This is a genomic window from Flavobacterium poyangense (assembly GCF_011751075.1).
Classification (GTDB): domain Bacteria; phylum Bacteroidota; class Bacteroidia; order Flavobacteriales; family Flavobacteriaceae; genus Flavobacterium; species Flavobacterium poyangense.
Window position 1 is genome coordinate 1 of sequence record NZ_JAALLN010000004.1, and the last position, 15,811, is coordinate 15,811.

18 protein-coding genes are annotated in these 15,811 nt (G+C 33.4%); 7 read left to right on the forward strand and 11 right to left on the reverse strand.

The features are described from left to right. Window positions 1–959 precede the first annotated feature (959 nt). On the forward strand, window positions 960–2,054 hold the full coding sequence (locus G3A47_RS09575; protein WP_166921944.1) for a glycoside hydrolase family 18 protein: 1,095 nt from the start codon (window positions 960–962) through the stop codon (window positions 2,052–2,054). A gap of 198 nt (window positions 2,055–2,252) precedes the next feature. Here the strand turns inward: G3A47_RS09575 and G3A47_RS09580 are convergent, their stop codons facing one another. From G3A47_RS09580 to G3A47_RS09595, 4 genes are all read right to left on the reverse strand, one after another. Beyond that, complete coding sequence (locus G3A47_RS09580) at window positions 2,253–2,738, reverse strand: hypothetical protein (RefSeq protein WP_166921945.1); 486 nt, start codon at window positions 2,736–2,738, stop codon at window positions 2,253–2,255. 120 nt (window positions 2,739–2,858) lie between these two features. Then, complete coding sequence (locus G3A47_RS09585; RefSeq protein ID WP_208328354.1) at window positions 2,859–3,140, reverse strand: hypothetical protein; 282 nt, start codon at window positions 3,138–3,140, stop codon at window positions 2,859–2,861. 24 nt (window positions 3,141–3,164) lie between these two features. Continuing rightward, entirely contained in the window at window positions 3,165–3,689 is a 525-nt protein-coding gene (locus G3A47_RS09590) for a DUF4251 domain-containing protein (protein WP_166921946.1), read from the reverse strand. A 37-nt stretch (window positions 3,690–3,726) separates the two neighbouring features. Continuing rightward, the gene (locus tag G3A47_RS09595; RefSeq protein ID WP_166921947.1) at window positions 3,727–4,161 is read right to left on the reverse strand and encodes an META domain-containing protein; all 435 of its coding nucleotides are present in this window, start codon (window positions 4,159–4,161) and stop codon (window positions 3,727–3,729) included. A 213-nt stretch (window positions 4,162–4,374) separates the two neighbouring features. Between G3A47_RS09595 and G3A47_RS09600 the strand changes: the two genes are divergently transcribed. Then, complete coding sequence (locus G3A47_RS09600; RefSeq protein WP_166921948.1) at window positions 4,375–4,902, forward strand: superoxide dismutase family protein; 528 nt, start codon at window positions 4,375–4,377, stop codon at window positions 4,900–4,902. Between the two features lie 105 nt (window positions 4,903–5,007). Further along, a complete protein-coding gene (locus G3A47_RS09605) occupies window positions 5,008–6,210 on the forward strand; it encodes an LETM1-related biofilm-associated protein (protein ID WP_166921949.1) in 1,203 nt (400 codons plus the stop codon). Window positions 6,211–6,245: 35 nt separating this feature from the next. Here the strand turns inward: G3A47_RS09605 and can are convergent, their stop codons facing one another. The 4 genes from can to G3A47_RS09625 form a co-directional block, all read right to left on the reverse strand. Beyond that, the gene (gene can / locus G3A47_RS09610; RefSeq protein WP_166921950.1) at window positions 6,246–6,884 is read right to left on the reverse strand and encodes a carbonate dehydratase; all 639 of its coding nucleotides are present in this window, start codon (window positions 6,882–6,884) and stop codon (window positions 6,246–6,248) included. A 114-nt stretch (window positions 6,885–6,998) separates the two neighbouring features. Next, the gene (locus tag G3A47_RS09615) at window positions 6,999–8,651 is read right to left on the reverse strand and encodes a SulP family inorganic anion transporter (protein ID WP_166921951.1); all 1,653 of its coding nucleotides are present in this window, start codon (window positions 8,649–8,651) and stop codon (window positions 6,999–7,001) included. A 79-nt stretch (window positions 8,652–8,730) separates the two neighbouring features. Next, window positions 8,731–8,946, reverse strand: a complete 216-nt coding sequence (locus tag G3A47_RS09620) for a hypothetical protein (RefSeq protein ID WP_243860410.1) — start codon at window positions 8,944–8,946, stop codon at window positions 8,731–8,733. 201 nt (window positions 8,947–9,147) lie between these two features. Then, window positions 9,148–9,627, reverse strand: coding sequence for a Dps family protein (locus G3A47_RS09625; protein WP_166921953.1), 480 nt, complete (start codon window positions 9,625–9,627; stop codon window positions 9,148–9,150). Between the two features lie 107 nt (window positions 9,628–9,734). Here G3A47_RS09625 and G3A47_RS09630 point away from each other — a divergent pair, with 107 nt between their 5' ends. After that, window positions 9,735–10,676: a LysR substrate-binding domain-containing protein gene (locus G3A47_RS09630; RefSeq protein ID WP_166921954.1), complete on the forward strand. Its 942-nt coding sequence runs from the start codon at window positions 9,735–9,737 to the stop codon at window positions 10,674–10,676. 33 nt (window positions 10,677–10,709) lie between these two features. Here G3A47_RS09630 and G3A47_RS23865 read toward each other — a convergent pair whose 3' ends face one another. Both G3A47_RS23865 and mnmD read right to left on the reverse strand, forming a co-directional pair. Next, window positions 10,710–10,907, reverse strand: a complete 198-nt coding sequence (locus tag G3A47_RS23865) for a hypothetical protein (RefSeq protein WP_017496117.1) — start codon at window positions 10,905–10,907, stop codon at window positions 10,710–10,712. A gap of 166 nt (window positions 10,908–11,073) precedes the next feature. Beyond that, the gene (mnmD, locus tag G3A47_RS09640) at window positions 11,074–11,739 is read right to left on the reverse strand and encodes a tRNA (5-methylaminomethyl-2-thiouridine)(34)-methyltransferase MnmD (RefSeq protein ID WP_166921955.1); all 666 of its coding nucleotides are present in this window, start codon (window positions 11,737–11,739) and stop codon (window positions 11,074–11,076) included. A gap of 304 nt (window positions 11,740–12,043) precedes the next feature. Here mnmD and G3A47_RS09645 point away from each other — a divergent pair, with 304 nt between their 5' ends. Further along, window positions 12,044–13,114, forward strand: coding sequence for a branched-chain amino acid aminotransferase (locus G3A47_RS09645; RefSeq protein WP_166921956.1), 1,071 nt, complete (start codon window positions 12,044–12,046; stop codon window positions 13,112–13,114). A gap of 88 nt (window positions 13,115–13,202) precedes the next feature. On the opposite strand, the gene G3A47_RS09650 is transcribed toward G3A47_RS09645, so the two are convergent. Then, window positions 13,203–13,583 carry a pyrophosphohydrolase domain-containing protein gene (locus tag G3A47_RS09650; RefSeq protein ID WP_166921957.1) on the reverse strand — a complete coding sequence of 127 codons (381 nt, stop codon included), beginning with the start codon at window positions 13,581–13,583 and terminating at the stop codon, window positions 13,203–13,205. A gap of 463 nt (window positions 13,584–14,046) precedes the next feature. Here G3A47_RS09650 and G3A47_RS09660 point away from each other — a divergent pair, with 463 nt between their 5' ends. Then, window positions 14,047–15,180: an SRPBCC family protein gene (locus tag G3A47_RS09660; protein WP_166921959.1), complete on the forward strand. Its 1,134-nt coding sequence runs from the start codon at window positions 14,047–14,049 to the stop codon at window positions 15,178–15,180. Window positions 15,181–15,245: 65 nt separating this feature from the next. Further along, window positions 15,246–15,788, forward strand: a complete 543-nt coding sequence (locus G3A47_RS09665) for an RNA polymerase sigma factor (RefSeq protein ID WP_166921960.1) — start codon at window positions 15,246–15,248, stop codon at window positions 15,786–15,788. Window positions 15,789–15,811: the final 23 nt, after the last annotated feature.

Below are 15,811 nucleotides of genomic sequence, written 5' to 3' on the forward strand. Positions count from 1 at the left end.
ACTGGAACAGAACGAATTCTATTCCAGTTTAATTATTTTAAAATATTAATCCAGTCAACCTTTTTCAGGACTACTCATATTAATTGAGTCCCTAATGGATCAATATAAAAACCCGTGGAAAAATAAAAATATGAGTCAATTTTGTGTTTATTTAACCGCAAAGTATTAACACAAATCAAAGTCTTTTGCACGCAGATTTTGCAGATTAAGCCGATATTTTTACTCTGTGATTTCGATAAAAACTATCTAAATAAATCTACTAGATCTGCGTGAAAAAATTTCACTGTAAACATAGCAGACGCAAAGTTTCTTTTTATACACGCAGATCTAGCAGATTAAGCCGATATTTTTACTCTGTGATTTCGATAAAAACTATCTAAATAAATCTGCTAGATCTGCGTGAAAAAATTTCACTACAAACATAGGATACGCAAAGTTAGCAGAGATAAAAAGCTTTTTTTAGATAATGCTTTGCGAACTTTGCCTCTGCACAAACAAAAATTCTTGCGAGCTTTGCGGTTAAAATAACCTATGCATTTATAAAAGACAATATTTTTATAAAAACAACTCTTTATCAAAATTGAAAAACCTGTTTCATTTCGTCACCTCGTCAATCAAAAAATACAATACGCATTCTCAACTTTGGAAATGCAACAGATTTACTAAAATTTGTTTTAAACACAACTGAAGTATTAAATTTATTCATACTAAAAAATATTTTTAACCCGACTGATTACTAAGATAAAACTCAAACACAAGACAGTTCTTAGTCCTGATTTACAGATACTTACAAAACAAAAATCTAAGTCTGGCAAGTTTACTTAAAAAGAAAGAGCCATCCCAAAAAAAACAGACTGTGGAGAACCAATGTTTTAAATGAAGCTAAAAAAAAGGGGGGAAAATAAAATCTAACCTAAATGTTCTATATTTAACATTCTAAAAACTTCAAAAAACAAAAAATGAAACAAATTAATCGACTTGCTTTATTTTTATTGTGTATCTGTACGACCGCTACTTTTGCTCAAAAAAATACAAAAATGGACATTATCGCTTATTATACGGGTGATGATAAATTAATCAACGAATACGAAGTAGGCAAACTAAATCAGATTATTTTTAGTTTTTGCCATTTAAAAGACGACAAACTAAGTGTTGATTCTCCTAAAGATTCTACCACAATCAAACATCTAGTTTCTTTAAAAGCTAAAAATCCACAACTAAAAATTCTTTTATCTCTTGGTGGCTGGGGAGGCTGTGAACCATGTTCGGGAGCCTTTTCAACAGCAGAAGGGCGATCTGTTTTTGCTAAATCTGTAAAAGAAGTCAGCGATTATTTCAAAGTAGACGGTTTAGATTTAGATTGGGAATATCCTGCGATAGAAGGCCTTCCAGGTCATTTGTATCAGCCTGCTGACAAAACTAACTTTACGGAGCTAATCAAAATTTTGCGTAGCACCCTTGGAAAAAAATACGACCTGAGTTTTGCTGCGGGAGGTTTCCAAAAGTACCTGGACGAATCTGTAGAATGGAAAAAAGTTATGCCTTTGGTTAATCGTGTCAACATTATGAGTTATGATTTGGTAAACGGTTATTCTAAAGTTACCGGTCATCATACTCCTTTGTACAGCACCAACCCAAAAGAAGAGTCTACAGACCGTGCTGTTGAATATCTATTGAAGTTAGGAATTCCGGCTGAAAAACTGGTAATTGGTGGTGCTTTTTACACCAGAATATGGAACAATGTTGAAAATGTAAATAATGGTCTGTACCAATCCGGAGTGCATATTGAAGGTGTTCCATTCAGAAACTATGCTTCAACATTCACAGAAGCAAACGGATGGAAATATTTTTGGGATGACAAGGCAAAAGCAGCATATTGGTACAATGAGAAACAAAAGACATTTGCAACCGGAGACAATATCGCTTCTATAAAAGCCAAAACAGAATACGCTAAAGCTAAAAAATTGGGTGGCATCATGTTTTGGGAACTTCCGTTAGACACTACTCGTGACGGGTTGGTAAAAACCATTTACGAAGTTAAAACAGCTAAATAAACCCGCTGTAAAATTAGAAAACACCCATTGTTTCTATAGAAATATTTCTCGCAAAGCCGCGAAATCGCAAAGTTTTTTTATTGATTATTTTAAACTTGGCGACTCCGCGACTTTGTGGGATTTTTCACAAACATGCCTTTTAGCAATACATAAAAGTACTTTGTTTTTTTAGATACCATCGCCCATCCAAAAAATGAGTTATCTAACCTTACTCTTATCCAACTCGCCAATAAAAGGAATTGCCTCCAAAATTTCGGCTTTTATTATGGTTTGCAGATAAACTTCCAGTTGAATAAATTTTGCAGCATTAATTGCTCCAACCGCTTTTTTAGCCTGGCCGTACGTTTTACAATACAATTTCTCATAGGCCATATGATTTTTCAGAGTTCCTTTGGCTAACTCATCTGCTTTTGCATCAGTAAGCGTTTCATAATTTGCCGCATAATCATTTATTAATTTAAATTTTGCCTGACCAAGAGCATTACGCTGCTCCTCGTATTTATCATAAATTTTGGTAAAGACCACGTTTTGGGTATCAGATAAATTCATGTATTGCTTTACAAGATCGGCTTTAGATTTACCGTAAATACTTTGCAAAACCTCAACATCTTCTTTAAATGAAGATTGAGAATAGCCCCAGAAGGCAGAAACACACATAACGAAAACAAGAATTAATTTTTTCATAATTTAAATGTTTAGTAATGGTTTATAATTTTTAATTTTCATACAAATTTGCATTGCCAAACGCTCCTACTTTCGTTAAAAAAAAGGAATATTGATACGAAAGCGTTAGCGCATAATAATTTAATCCGTTATTGGTATAAGCCCCACATGATACTGTAATTTTACAGACTGTCCTTTTGCAACAGGTTGTACACGAACCAGTTTATTAGCAAGTCCAAAGGTTCTGATATAACTTGCCAACAGATTGTGAATCTGAATGGTAAAATCCGCAACAGCTAACGAAGGTTCTGTAAGTACATTTCCGTTTACAAAACCATAGCCAACAGCAACCACATTAAGATCTTTGACAACATTGGCATATGCTCCGGGTTCTAAGTCCTGACTGTAAATTGAAAGATTCAAGGCATAATAATTCAACTAAAAACGCTATTTTTTATTCTCTTCCGTTTTGGGAGGCCTGATTTTCCCATCATAAGAAATCACCGCTCTGTTGTTGCTGTTAATAGACACGGTTGCTCCTCCATCATAAAACACGGAAAACAAGAGAGCATAGACATCATTTTGTCCCTTTACCGTCATTTTGACGCTGTATCCTTTTTTCTTTTTTTCTATCGTAATATTTTCCGGTTTGCCGTCAAATTTCATCCCTCCGTCAGACGATCCGTACGCAACATTGTACCCTCGCCCGAAATAAGGCAAATCACACACTACTTTCTCTTCATTGACCTTGATGGTGTAGAAATTATAATCTAAAATGATGGTCCGGTATCCCATTGGAGTAACTCGCTCTGCATCAAAAACGAAATTCTTCGAATCAATCAGTCCTTCTGTTTCTTTTTGTTTTTGAAGTTCTCTTTCGGCTTTTAATTGTTTTTTTGTTTTTTCCTGAGTAAAACCATTCAAACTTACAAAAGTCAATAACACCACTAAAAATGATAATTTCGTTTTCATAAAATAAGTTTTAATAGGATTCAAATAAAAGTACTCTCTATTTTTTGGTAAATCGCATCATCGCAATATCACCTGAAATAAAATGCAACGTTTTGCCTTCATCAGTAACATCATAGGAAGTTATTTTTGGGAGTGTACTCATAAAAACCTGTTCTCCCTGACTATTTGCACACATCATTTTTGTAGAGGCCATAGGCTGTGTAAAATCAATTTTATTACCGTCGATGCTTAATTTTCCGGAAAAAGTATTGCAGCTGTTATTTCCTGAGACTTGTTTTTCCTTTACATTAAAATTGATTGTTGGCTTTTTATTGGGATAAAGACCGTCAAATGTTATTCTTGGCCCGGTTATATAATTGAGTTCCCAGGTTCCCTCTAATTTAGAAGCAGTATCTTCTTTTTTACACTTAAAAACATTACATGAACTTATCATAAGTCCAAGAAGAACTAGAGCAAATACATTTTTTTTCATAACGTTAAGTATTAAAAATTAACCAATTACAAAATCAGACTTTGAAATTTTTCTATCAAACCCTCTACGAATTTAAACAATATTTTCGGTATATATTTAAAACTTATCCTTAATTGCAACCATTAATTTTAGTTTTTTTTAACTTTTACCGACCGGTAATTCAGTCCTTTTATGTTAATTTTACTTACTCTATAAATTTAAAAATCTCTCTAAATGAAAAAAATAATCGTTTCTTTCGCTATAATTACAGTCTTAATCATTGGTTGTAAGACCAATACAAAATCAGGTGATGCCAAAACTTTAACCATAACACTAGAACCAAAAAGCAGTAGTACTGTAAGCGGAACCGCTACCTTTACAGAAAAAAAGGGTAAAGTAACCTTTGTGGCAAAAATGGCCGGTTTAAAACCGGGGGTACATGCCATCCACATTCATGAAAAATCAGATTGTACCGCTGCCGACGGAAGTTCTGCAGGAGGACACTGGAACCCTACTTTTAAGAAACACGGTAAATGGGGTGTCGGCGAATACCACAAAGGTGATATCGGTAACTTTACCGCCGATGATAAAGGTAACGGAACGATCACATTGACAACTGACGAATGGTGTATTGGCTGTGAAGATGAAACCAAAAACATCTTAGGAAAAGGACTAATCGTTCATCAGGGAGCCGATGATTTTGTCTCTCAACCTGCCGGAAATGCAGGAGCCCGAGTTGCTTGTTCCGGAATCATTAAGTAAAAAACACGATAACCATCAGATTTAACAAAATCTGGTGGTTATTTCATTTAAAATTAATCTTAACAACAGAAAAAAATATAGCTTTGTAGCCTCAAACTAAAGTTAATGATTAATGCATCAGCATCCGGTTGGATAGATAAGTTTTTTAGCGAACAGAAGTTCTCAGAAGCCATACCTTTTGAGACAGTAGACTCGTTTTATTACAAAGTCAGAGAAACGGGTTTTATTTATGGTCATATCATCTCTATTGATTCTCAAATTCCAATTTCTATAAAGGGATGGTTTAAAACCGAAATTTCTAAAGTTGCGCTTTTAAACACTTTGTACAATATTTTTTGTTTGGAAAAAAGAAGTTCCGAACCTAACAATTTTATCGCCGAAGTTTTAAAATTCTATAAAGAAATGAATCCTGAAGGATTTAATTTGTTTAAAATTTTACTTCCAAAAGACACTCCTTCTTTAGCCTTAGAAAACATAATCGATCAGCGCGTTCAGACTAATGACAGCATTATTAGTAAAAACTTTTCGCATCTGGTAACCAATGCCTTATTATTTATTGACGTTTTGGCCTTCAGACAATATTTAGCGCATGGCGAAATTCCCGAAAAATACCTAAAGCGAATCGAAGAAACGGTATTGGGTATTGTAGCATTAGCCTTAAAAACCAAAACAGTAAAATCACAGCATGATGATTTATTAATCAAACTCTTTGAAGCTTCTATACGTTATTCGAAATTTTCAAAAGTCACAGTAGATACATTAGAGACGCTGCAATTGGATTATTTCAATACCAAACTGGAACAATACTATCTAATTGATATGGCCGGAATGGCACTTTGGAGCGATGGTGTTGTAGAAAATGAAGAGGCCTATTTCCTGTATTCATTAGGCTCAATGATGGGGGTTTCTGATGATTTTGTAAAGACCAGTATCGATACAACAAACACCTTTATTACGACGCATCAAAAGAAAATTCCTTACTTTAATTACTCTAATCCGGTAAAACATTTTTACGATCAGATGACACATACCGTTGTAAAACTGATTGTACGAAACAAAAACAGATTAGTAAAGGAAATTGTTCAAAGTAAAGAGCTCATGATTCTATTAGCGTTATCGACCACAAGAGATTTGGATGCCAAAGAAAAGAAAAAAGTAAAAAAACAACTTCTTGATATCTGTAAAACGATTCCGTCTCTAACGATTTTTTTACTTCCGGGAGGAAGTTTGTTATTACCGATTTTAATCAAGTTTATCCCAACGCTATTACCGTCTGCTTTTAATGAAAATCTGGACGAAAACGAATAAAAAAAATCGCCCTTTTGAGGCGATTTTTCTTTTTCTTAAAGATTATTCAATTGATAAACGTTATCCAATTCTTCATTCGAACTGATGTTTACATTCAGGTCAGTTACAAAACCTGAATTTAAACCGTAAACCCATCCGTGAAGTGTTAAATCCTGACCATTTTTCCAAGCTCCTTGTACGATTGATGTTTTAGCCAGATTGTAAACCTGCTCTTTCGCATTAATCTCTACAAAAGCATTAAAACGCTCCGTTTCATCAACAATAGAATTCAAATATTTATCATGTAAACGGTATTCGTCTTTAATATGACGAATCCAGTTGTCAATAATTCCAACAGACTGATTGCCCATAGCCGCTTTTACACCACCACAACCATAGTGCCCGCATACAATAACATGTTTTACTTTTAAAACATTAACCGCATAATCCAGAACACTCAACATATTCATATCAGAGTGCACAACCATGTTGGCAATATTTCTGTGTACAAAAACTTCCCCAGGTTTAGCTCCGATAATTTCATTAGCAGGAACACGACTATCAGAACACCCAATCCATAATAATGGTGGAGTTTGTCCTTTAGCTAAATCTGCAAAAAAATTAGGATCTAATGCCAATGATTTTTCAACCCACTCTTTATTATTTTCTAATATTTGTTTATAAAAATCTTTCATTCTTTATTTTAGTTTTTAAGTTGTATTCCTATCTTAATTAAAAACATCAAACTAATTTCACTTTAAGTAAATCTATTTTGACATTCCTATTTAGTTTCGGAATACTTAATTAATTTATTTTTTTTCTTCGTGTTCCACTTCTTTTTTCACCACTGTTCTCTTCACAACATCATAATAATGTTCGATGGATACATGATTATTAATGTCCGGTGAATTTTCTAGTTCGTAAGCTTCTTTAAAACCTTTAAGTTTTACTTTGATATTCTGATCTACTGCGCGTGTTCCTTTAAATTCACGAATTAAATCTAAAACGTCGTGTGCAATATACTCTGTATCGTGTGCATTAATAATTACTTTAGAATTTTCCGGAATTTCATTTAACGTCGATTTAATTGCCGCTTTATTTAAAAATGAAACTTCCTGGGCCAAATCGATATGAATAACATCTCCGTCTTCATATTCTTCTTTTTTGAAGCTGTATGCTCTTTTTAAATTACCCCTTAATACAAAGATAATACTGATAATAATACCTAAAGCAACTCCTTTCAACAAATCTGTTGCAACAACAAATACTAGGGTCGCGATAAAAGGAACAAACTGATACTTCCCTTTTTCCCAGAAATGCATAAATGTCGCCGGTTTGGCTAATTTATAACCAACCAGAATCAAAACAGTCGCTAAAGTTGCCAACGGTATTTTATTCAAAATCGTTGGAATGGATAAAACACTAATTAATAAAAGGACACCGTGAATGATTGCAGACATTTTAGATTTTGCCCCTGCATTGTTGTTTGCAGAAGATCTTACCACAACAGAAGTCATTGGTAAACCGCCTAAAAGTGAACTAACAATATTTCCTATTCCCTGAGCTCTTAGTTCAACGTTAGTATTCGTATAACGCTTTTGAACATCCATTCTGTCAGCCGCTTCAATACACAACAATGTTTCGATAGAAGCCACAATAGCAATTGTAATTCCCACAACCCAAACTTGCGGATTCGTTACCGCACCGAAATTTGGCAGAATCAAAATAGACTTGAATTCATCAAAAGACTTTGGAACCGGTAAAGAAACCAAATGGTCTTTTGTAATAGCTAATGAACTTCCTGATGAAACAAAAATTTCATTTAAAACTACTCCTGCAACAACAGCTACAAGTGCTCCCGGAATTAATTTCAGGTTCTTTAAAAATGAAATTTTATCCCATGAAATTAAAATCACAAAGGAAACCAAAGAAACAACTACAGCCCCTAATTGGATATGATTTAGCAAGTCGAATAAAAACGAGAAGGTATTACTGCCATCGTTCTGAATAAAAGCCTGATCTCCTTCAAAATCTGCATCATAACCAAAAGCGTGTGGCAATTGTTTTAAGATGATAATGATTCCGATACCGGCCAACATTCCTTCGATCACATTTGTTGGAAAATAATTTGAAATACTTCCGGCTTTTAAAAACCCTAATGCTAATTGAATTAATCCTGCGATAAAAACAGACATTAAAAACACATCAAAAGCGCCAAGATCTGTAATAGCGGTTAAAATAATAGCGGTTAAACCTGCTGCCGGCCCTGAAACACTAATATGCGACTGGCTTAAATAACCGACCACTATACCACCGATTACACCTGCGATAATTCCTGAAAATAAAGGAGCTCCGGACGCCATCGCGATACCTAAACACAATGGAAGAGCCACCAAAAACACCACTAAACCTGAAGCAAAATCAGATTTAATATTGGCAAAAAGATTGATTTTTTTTGTCATAATACAATACGTAAGAATTGATACATTAAAGAACTACTGCATAATTATCAATGCAGTTGGTTTAAAATAATCGAAAGTATTATGCCAAGTTGGGTGGTGGAGCAAATATGCTCGGAGAAATATTATCTAATTTAACAATATTTCCGGATACTATAATTTTTGATTCATTAAAAACCGGCATAACCAATTCATGCTGAAATATAGCTGCATAAACAGCTGCTTTAAGTTCTTTGTGCGATTGCTCCTCTTCAGAGCAACTGAAAGTCACGGTCGTATCAGTACTCTTCTTTATCATACTAACAATTGTTGGTGCAGATAAAAAAGTAATAAACAGAAATAGTAATATGCGAGCGATCAATTTCATAGTGGCAAAAATAACTTTAAACGAATAAAATCAAAGCGAGAAGGCAAAAATTTTATAGAAATTTAACATTATTAAAAAATCAGAATGACAGCAATCCACCATTCTGATTTTAATCCATTTATAATTAACTATTTATAATGATTCTTCCAACCAGGCATTCATCATCCAAATGGTTTTTTCCTGCTCTGCAATAAAATCACTCATCATAGAATTGGTACCTTCATCGTTAATTTCAGCTGATTGGTTCAGGATCTCTCTTTCAATTTTTAATAAATCCGATAAAGAATGTACAATCAAATGCACTGCTTTCTCATCGTTGGAGATATTTTTTCCAATCGTCAGTTTGTTATTTTTTATATAATCCTCAAAAGTATGCAGAGGTGTTCCTCCAATGGTTAAAACCCTTTCTGCAATCATATCTATTTTTAATTGAGAATCTGTATACAATTCTTCAAACTTCACATGCAAATCAAAAAAACGCTTACCACGAATATTCCAATGTACTCCACGTAAATTTTGATAATATACTTGAAAATTGGACAACAATACATTTAATTCCTTTACTAATAATTCCGACTCTTTTACAGGTAATCCTAAAATATTTGTTTTCATAATCTTTATTTTTACACTAATTTACTACAAATTTATTGTAAGTTCTTTAAATTTTATATAAATAAAAATTATATTTTGTTATTTTTGCATCAAAAAATACTATCAAAATGACGATAACTCAATTACAATATGTGTTAGCTGTTGCCGAGCATAAAAACTTCACTCTTGCTGCTGAGAAATGTTTTGTAACTCAGCCTACACTTAGTATGCAGATTCAAAAAATCGAAGAAGAACTTAACATTTTAATTTTCGACAGAAGTAAAAAACCAATCCAACTTACCGATATAGGTCATAAAATTGTAAATCAGGCCAAGAATATTGTCAATGAAGCCGACAGAATTAAAGATATAGTCGAACAACAAAAGGGTTTTATTGGTGGTGAATTTCGTTTGGGGATAATTCCGACCATCATGCCAACGCTGTTGCCAATGTTTCTAAACAATTTTATCAAAAAATATCCAAAAGTAAAACTTCTCATAGAAGAGCTTAACACTGATGAAATTATTCTGAAACTAAAAAATGGTCATCTGGATGCTGCGATTGCCGCCACTCCGCTAGAGGATGAAAAAATCAAAGAAATTGTTTTGTATTTCGAACCTTTTGTAGCTTACATACCGGAACACCACGCCAGTTTTGAAAAAACCGAAATTGAAGTAGCCGATTTAAATCTGAATGAAATTTTACTTTTACAGGACGGACATTGCTTTAGAGACGGAATCCTGAATTTATGTAAAAACGGTTCTGACATCGATCCGACCAATTTCCAGATTCAAAGCGGAAGTTTTGAAACCCTTATAAAATTGGCAGACGAAGGTCTTGGTACAACGTTACTTCCATACTTGCACACCTTAGACTTAAAAGAATCCGATAAACTGAAACTTCGTAACTTTAAGGAACCAAAACCAGCTCGTGAGGTAAGTTTAATTTACCCGAAAAGCGAATTAAAAATGCAAATCATTGACGCCCTCAGATCTACAATCGCCGGAGTTGTAAAAGGAGCAATCGTTTTTCAGAATGTTCAAATCATTAGTCCGCTACAAAAAAAATAAGCGCATAAAAAAGGAGCCGATTGGCTCCTTTTTTTATACTTTGATTAGTAGTAAACTTTGTTTTAATTCTGGTTTCTCAATAATAAAATTTAATAACCATTCTTGCAATTGTTCCATTTCGTACGGTAACAGTGTTTTGATAGCTTTCTCTAATTCTTTACAGAAAAGTATCGGATCGAAACTAACTCTCTCAAGTATTGATTTCGTGTAATCAAACATCATTTTAGACATAATAAGATAAGATTTTTGGGGGTTATATCTATTTTTAAACTCGCAACAAATTTAAACAAATATCAGGTCGAATGGCATTTTTTAACTTATTTTTTTAAAAACTTTAGCAACTAATACGTTTTCTTATTACAAATAAATCAATGTAGAATCATTCTAAACAACTCATTTAAACCTTTTTAAATGCTCTAAACATTTCTCTTTTTCCCGGTGGGCCTGCCAACTTTTCAACCGTAAATCCTACAGAAATCATACTTCTTTTAACAACTCCCCGGGCAGCATAAGTTACTAAAACGCCACCGGGCTTTAAACTATTGTACATCTTCTGAAAAATTTCAGTACTCCAAAGCTCAGGCTGCACCCGATATCCGAAGGCATCAAAGTAAATCAAATCAAAAATTTCAAAATCGCTTATTTCATCAAAAAATTGTTTCCTTTTGGTTAACGCAAAATCAGTACTAATTTCAACTTCTTTATTCCATTCGCATTCATGCATTCTTTCAAAAATAGTAACATGCTGATCTGCTTCTAATTCAGAAACATAATTCATTTCTAAAACTTCTTTTGCTTCGACCGGATAAGCCTCTACTCCGACATACTTAATTTTTTGCTGTTTCTGAGCTGATTCTAAAAAAGTAATAAAAGCATTTAACCCTGTACCAAATCCAATTTCAAGAATACTGACCGCTTTACCATCAAATAACGAAAGTCCGTTTTTAATAAACACATGTTTTGCTTCCTGAATCGCACCATGCTTCGAATGATAACATTCGTTCCATTCCTGCAAATGAATTGTGGTTGAGCCATCTAGCGTTTTAATTATTTCTCTTTTCACCTTTTAAACCGTTTATCGTACAATATCGCTGATTTTCAAGCGATTTTCAGGGGCAAATTTAGTCAAAACAACTGCGTAAAGTCATAAAAAACGAGAGTTTTTTCATAAATTCTTTACAAAACTATGCCAATTTTTTGAGTTTATTACAAGATAGATAAATCTCGGTTAGACACCGTAATTAATGTAGTTATACTAAGCAAATTATATATTTTTCCTTAATTTTGCATTCAATAAAACCTATTTACACCAAAACATTATCGTAGCCTTTCTATGGTGATGAAATTAGATAAAACTTTACATTATTATGAGTACAACTCAAACAAGCAAAATTGAAATCAGAAAAGCTACTTCATCGAAAATAAGTGGAGTTGATTTTGAAAACCTAAGCTTTGGTGCTGTTTTTACAGACCATTTATTTGAATGTGATTTTAAAGACGGGCAATGGCAAAATCCAGTCATTAAGCCTTATGCTCCTATTTTAATGGATCCTTCTTCAAAAGTCTTCCACTATGGTCAGGCTATTTTTGAAGGAATGAAAGCTTACAAAGACGACAATAATGATATTTGGTTGTTCAGACCTGATGAAAACTACAAACGTTTCAACAATTCTGCAGTACGTATGGCAATGCCGGAAGTGCCTGAAGCTGTTTTTATGGATGGATTAAATGAATTATTAAAAATAGATCAGGAATGGATTCAAAAAGGAAACGGAAGCAGTATGTACATCCGTCCTTTTATGATTGCAACCGGAGCCGGTGTTATCGCAAACCCATCTGACGAATATAAATTTATGATTTTATTGTCTCCTGCAAAATCGTACTATTCAGGAGAAGTAAAAGTAATTATTGCTGAGCACTACAGTAGAGCTGCAAATGGAGGAATTGGAGCTGCAAAAGCAGCCGGAAATTACGCTGCTCAGTTTTACCCAACTAATTTAGCAAACAAAGATGGCTTTCAACAAGTAATCTGGACTGATGATGCTACACATACTAAATTAGAAGAAGCAGGTACAATGAACGTATTCTTTAGAATAAACGATACTTTATTAACTGCTCCAACCAGCGAAAGAATCTTAGACGGTATTACCAGAAAAAGTTTAATTGCTATGGCAGAAAAAGAAGGTCTTAAGGTAGAGGTTCGCCCGGTTATCGTTTCAGAATTGGTAGAAGCGGCTAAAAACGGATCTTTAAAAGAAATCTTCGGAGCCGGTACTGCTGCCGTTATTAGTGTAATTAAAGGATTCTCTTATCAGGATACTTACTATGAAATGACTCCTGTTGAAAATTCATACGCTTCACTTTTAAAAGAAAAACTAACAAGCCTTCAAAACAAACTTTCTGAAGATACTTTTGGATGGACGGTTAAGGTTCAATAGTTTTTTAAAATTTAATTTTTAATAAAATTATTTTTAAATATTAAACCCGACAGGTTTTTGAAACCAGTCGGGTTTGTTTTTTTATTTTTTATAATAATTTCGAAAAATCGGGTTTAAAATAATTAGGCCCTTTCATCACTTTTCCATCTTCGCGGTAAATAGGCTGACCGTCTTCTCCTAATTTACTCATATTACTGCGTTGGATTTCATCAAAAACAGCTTCAATTTTATCTTGCAGACCATGTTCGATAATCGTTCCGCATAAAATATACATCATATCTCCAAGCGCATCAGCAATTTCAACAAGATCATTATTTTCTACAGCTTCAAGATATTCTTCGTTCTCTTCTTTCATTAAATTGTAACGAAGGTATTTTTTGGTAACTCCCAAATCTGCAATTGGCGTTTCACTATGACCGATTTTAAAAGCAGTATGAAATTCTTTAACTGCATCTATTTGCTTCTTCATGATTTTATTTAATTAAATGAACCACCAAATTAGTAACTATTCGTGTACAATTATCTAAATTTGCCAAAAATAATTTCAACTATGTTTAGTCAAGGTCAATTAATATTCGCAGTCTGTTTTTTTATTGCATTTGTAATCGTAATGATTTTTGCTTATCGTAAAGATTTGGCATTACACAAAATTTTCTACAAAGGAAATTACAAAGTATTACTTACTTTCCTGTTTTTTATTGTGATCCTATTTGTGATCAAATTCTTTTTTAAGAGATAAATAAAGATTTTTTTCTTATATTTAAAAATCAAAAAAATAAATTCTGTTAAATTCAAATTTAACATTTTCAAAAAAAAGGCTCTCCATAAGTTCTTTTTTATGAAATATAACCCTAAAGTATTGTTTTAACACTTATACGATTCTCAGGACCAGTATAAAATTTATAACTTTACGACACCAAATAACCTACCCAATGAAGATTTTAAAATATCTGTTTCTTTTAGCATTATTAAGCCTGGTTGCCCTTAGTGTTTTTGTAGCTACTCAAAAAGGAGATTTTACAATAGAACGAAGTAAAGTCATCAATTCACCACGAAGTACGGTTTATAATTATATCAATGATTTTAGAAATTTTGAAGATTTTGAATCTTGGGCGGTTGAAGATCCAACTATGAGAATGTCTTTTCCGGCTAAAACAATTGGCAACGGAGCTTCATTTTCCTGGGAAGGCACTGAAGGAAAAGGAAACGCAATTACATTAAAAACCAAAGACGGAGAGAGTATTAATCAAAAAATGAACTTTGACGGTACGGAAGCTGATGTAAATTGGACGTTTAAAGATACATTGGCTGGTAAAACAAAAGTGACCTGGAAAGCAAAAGGAACAATGAGCTTCCTGTTTAAAATTTATGCATCAATAAATGGCGGTTCTGATAATGTAATTGGAACAATGTATGAAAAAAGCCTTGTAAATATTGACAAAAATCTGGACTACGAAACAAAAACATACAACATAAAAGTAAATGGACTGGTTAAAAAAACCGAAACCGCTTACATCAAACAAACTTTTACAAGCGAGATACAAAAGGTAAATAAAAATGCCCGAGTTGTAATTCCGAAGCTTTTAAACTTCAGCAAAACAAATGGTTTATTGACTAATGGAAAACCTTTTATCATTTACCATACCTATGACACAGCAAGCGGTTTAGCCAAAATATCGATTTGTTTACCCATAAGCAGAGATATTTCTATAAGTGCCGGAAGCGACATCCTATCCGGAAAGTTAAATGGATTTGAAGCCGTAAAAACAACGCTGACCGGAGATTACTCGCACACCAATGAAGCAATAGCTAAAACAAAAGCTTTTATAAACAACGAAAAAATCGTTCCCGAACTAAACTGGTCGCATCTTGAAATCTTAACGATTAACAAACTAGATGTAAAAAGTCCGTCAAAATTAATAACGGAAATTTATTTCCCAACAAAACCTAAAGTTGTTCCTGTTGCCGCTCCTGTTTACAAACCGCGAGCAGAAACAACAGTTGAACCACAAAAACCTGCAACGCCTCCAACAACACCGGCAGAAGAAGAGAAATCAGAATTCTAAAAAATAACGAAAGCACATTAAACCTTTTGTAATAAATTCATTCTAACAAGATATAAATCAAAAGCTTGACAGACGAGAAGGAATTTATAGCACAATTATTAGATCCTAAAACGCAAAATACAGCGTTTCAAAAACTCGTGTCCGATTATCAAAAACCATTGTATTCTCATATTCGAAACATTGTTTTGAATCATGATGATACCGATGATGTGCTGCAAAATACTTTTGTAAAAGTTTTTCAATATTTAAAAAACTTCAAAGGAGAAAGCAAACTCTTTTCGTGGATGTATCGCATTGCCACCAACGAAGCTTTGACTTTCCTAAATCAAAAAGCAAAACTAAACGGCATAACATCTGAAGCTTTACAGAACAAAACAATCGACAATTTAAAAGCCGACGTTTATTATGACGGAGATGATATTCAGATAAAACTCCAGAAAGCCATAGTAACATTACCTGAAAAACAGCAATTGGTTTTTAAAATGAAATATTTTGAGGAATTGAAGTATGAAGAAATTGCAGAGATTCTGGGGACTTCGGTAGGCGCATTAAAAGCATCTTACCATCATGCAGTAAAAAAAATTGAATTATATGTTACGACAAATTAAACCTTTTGTAACAAAACCTATCT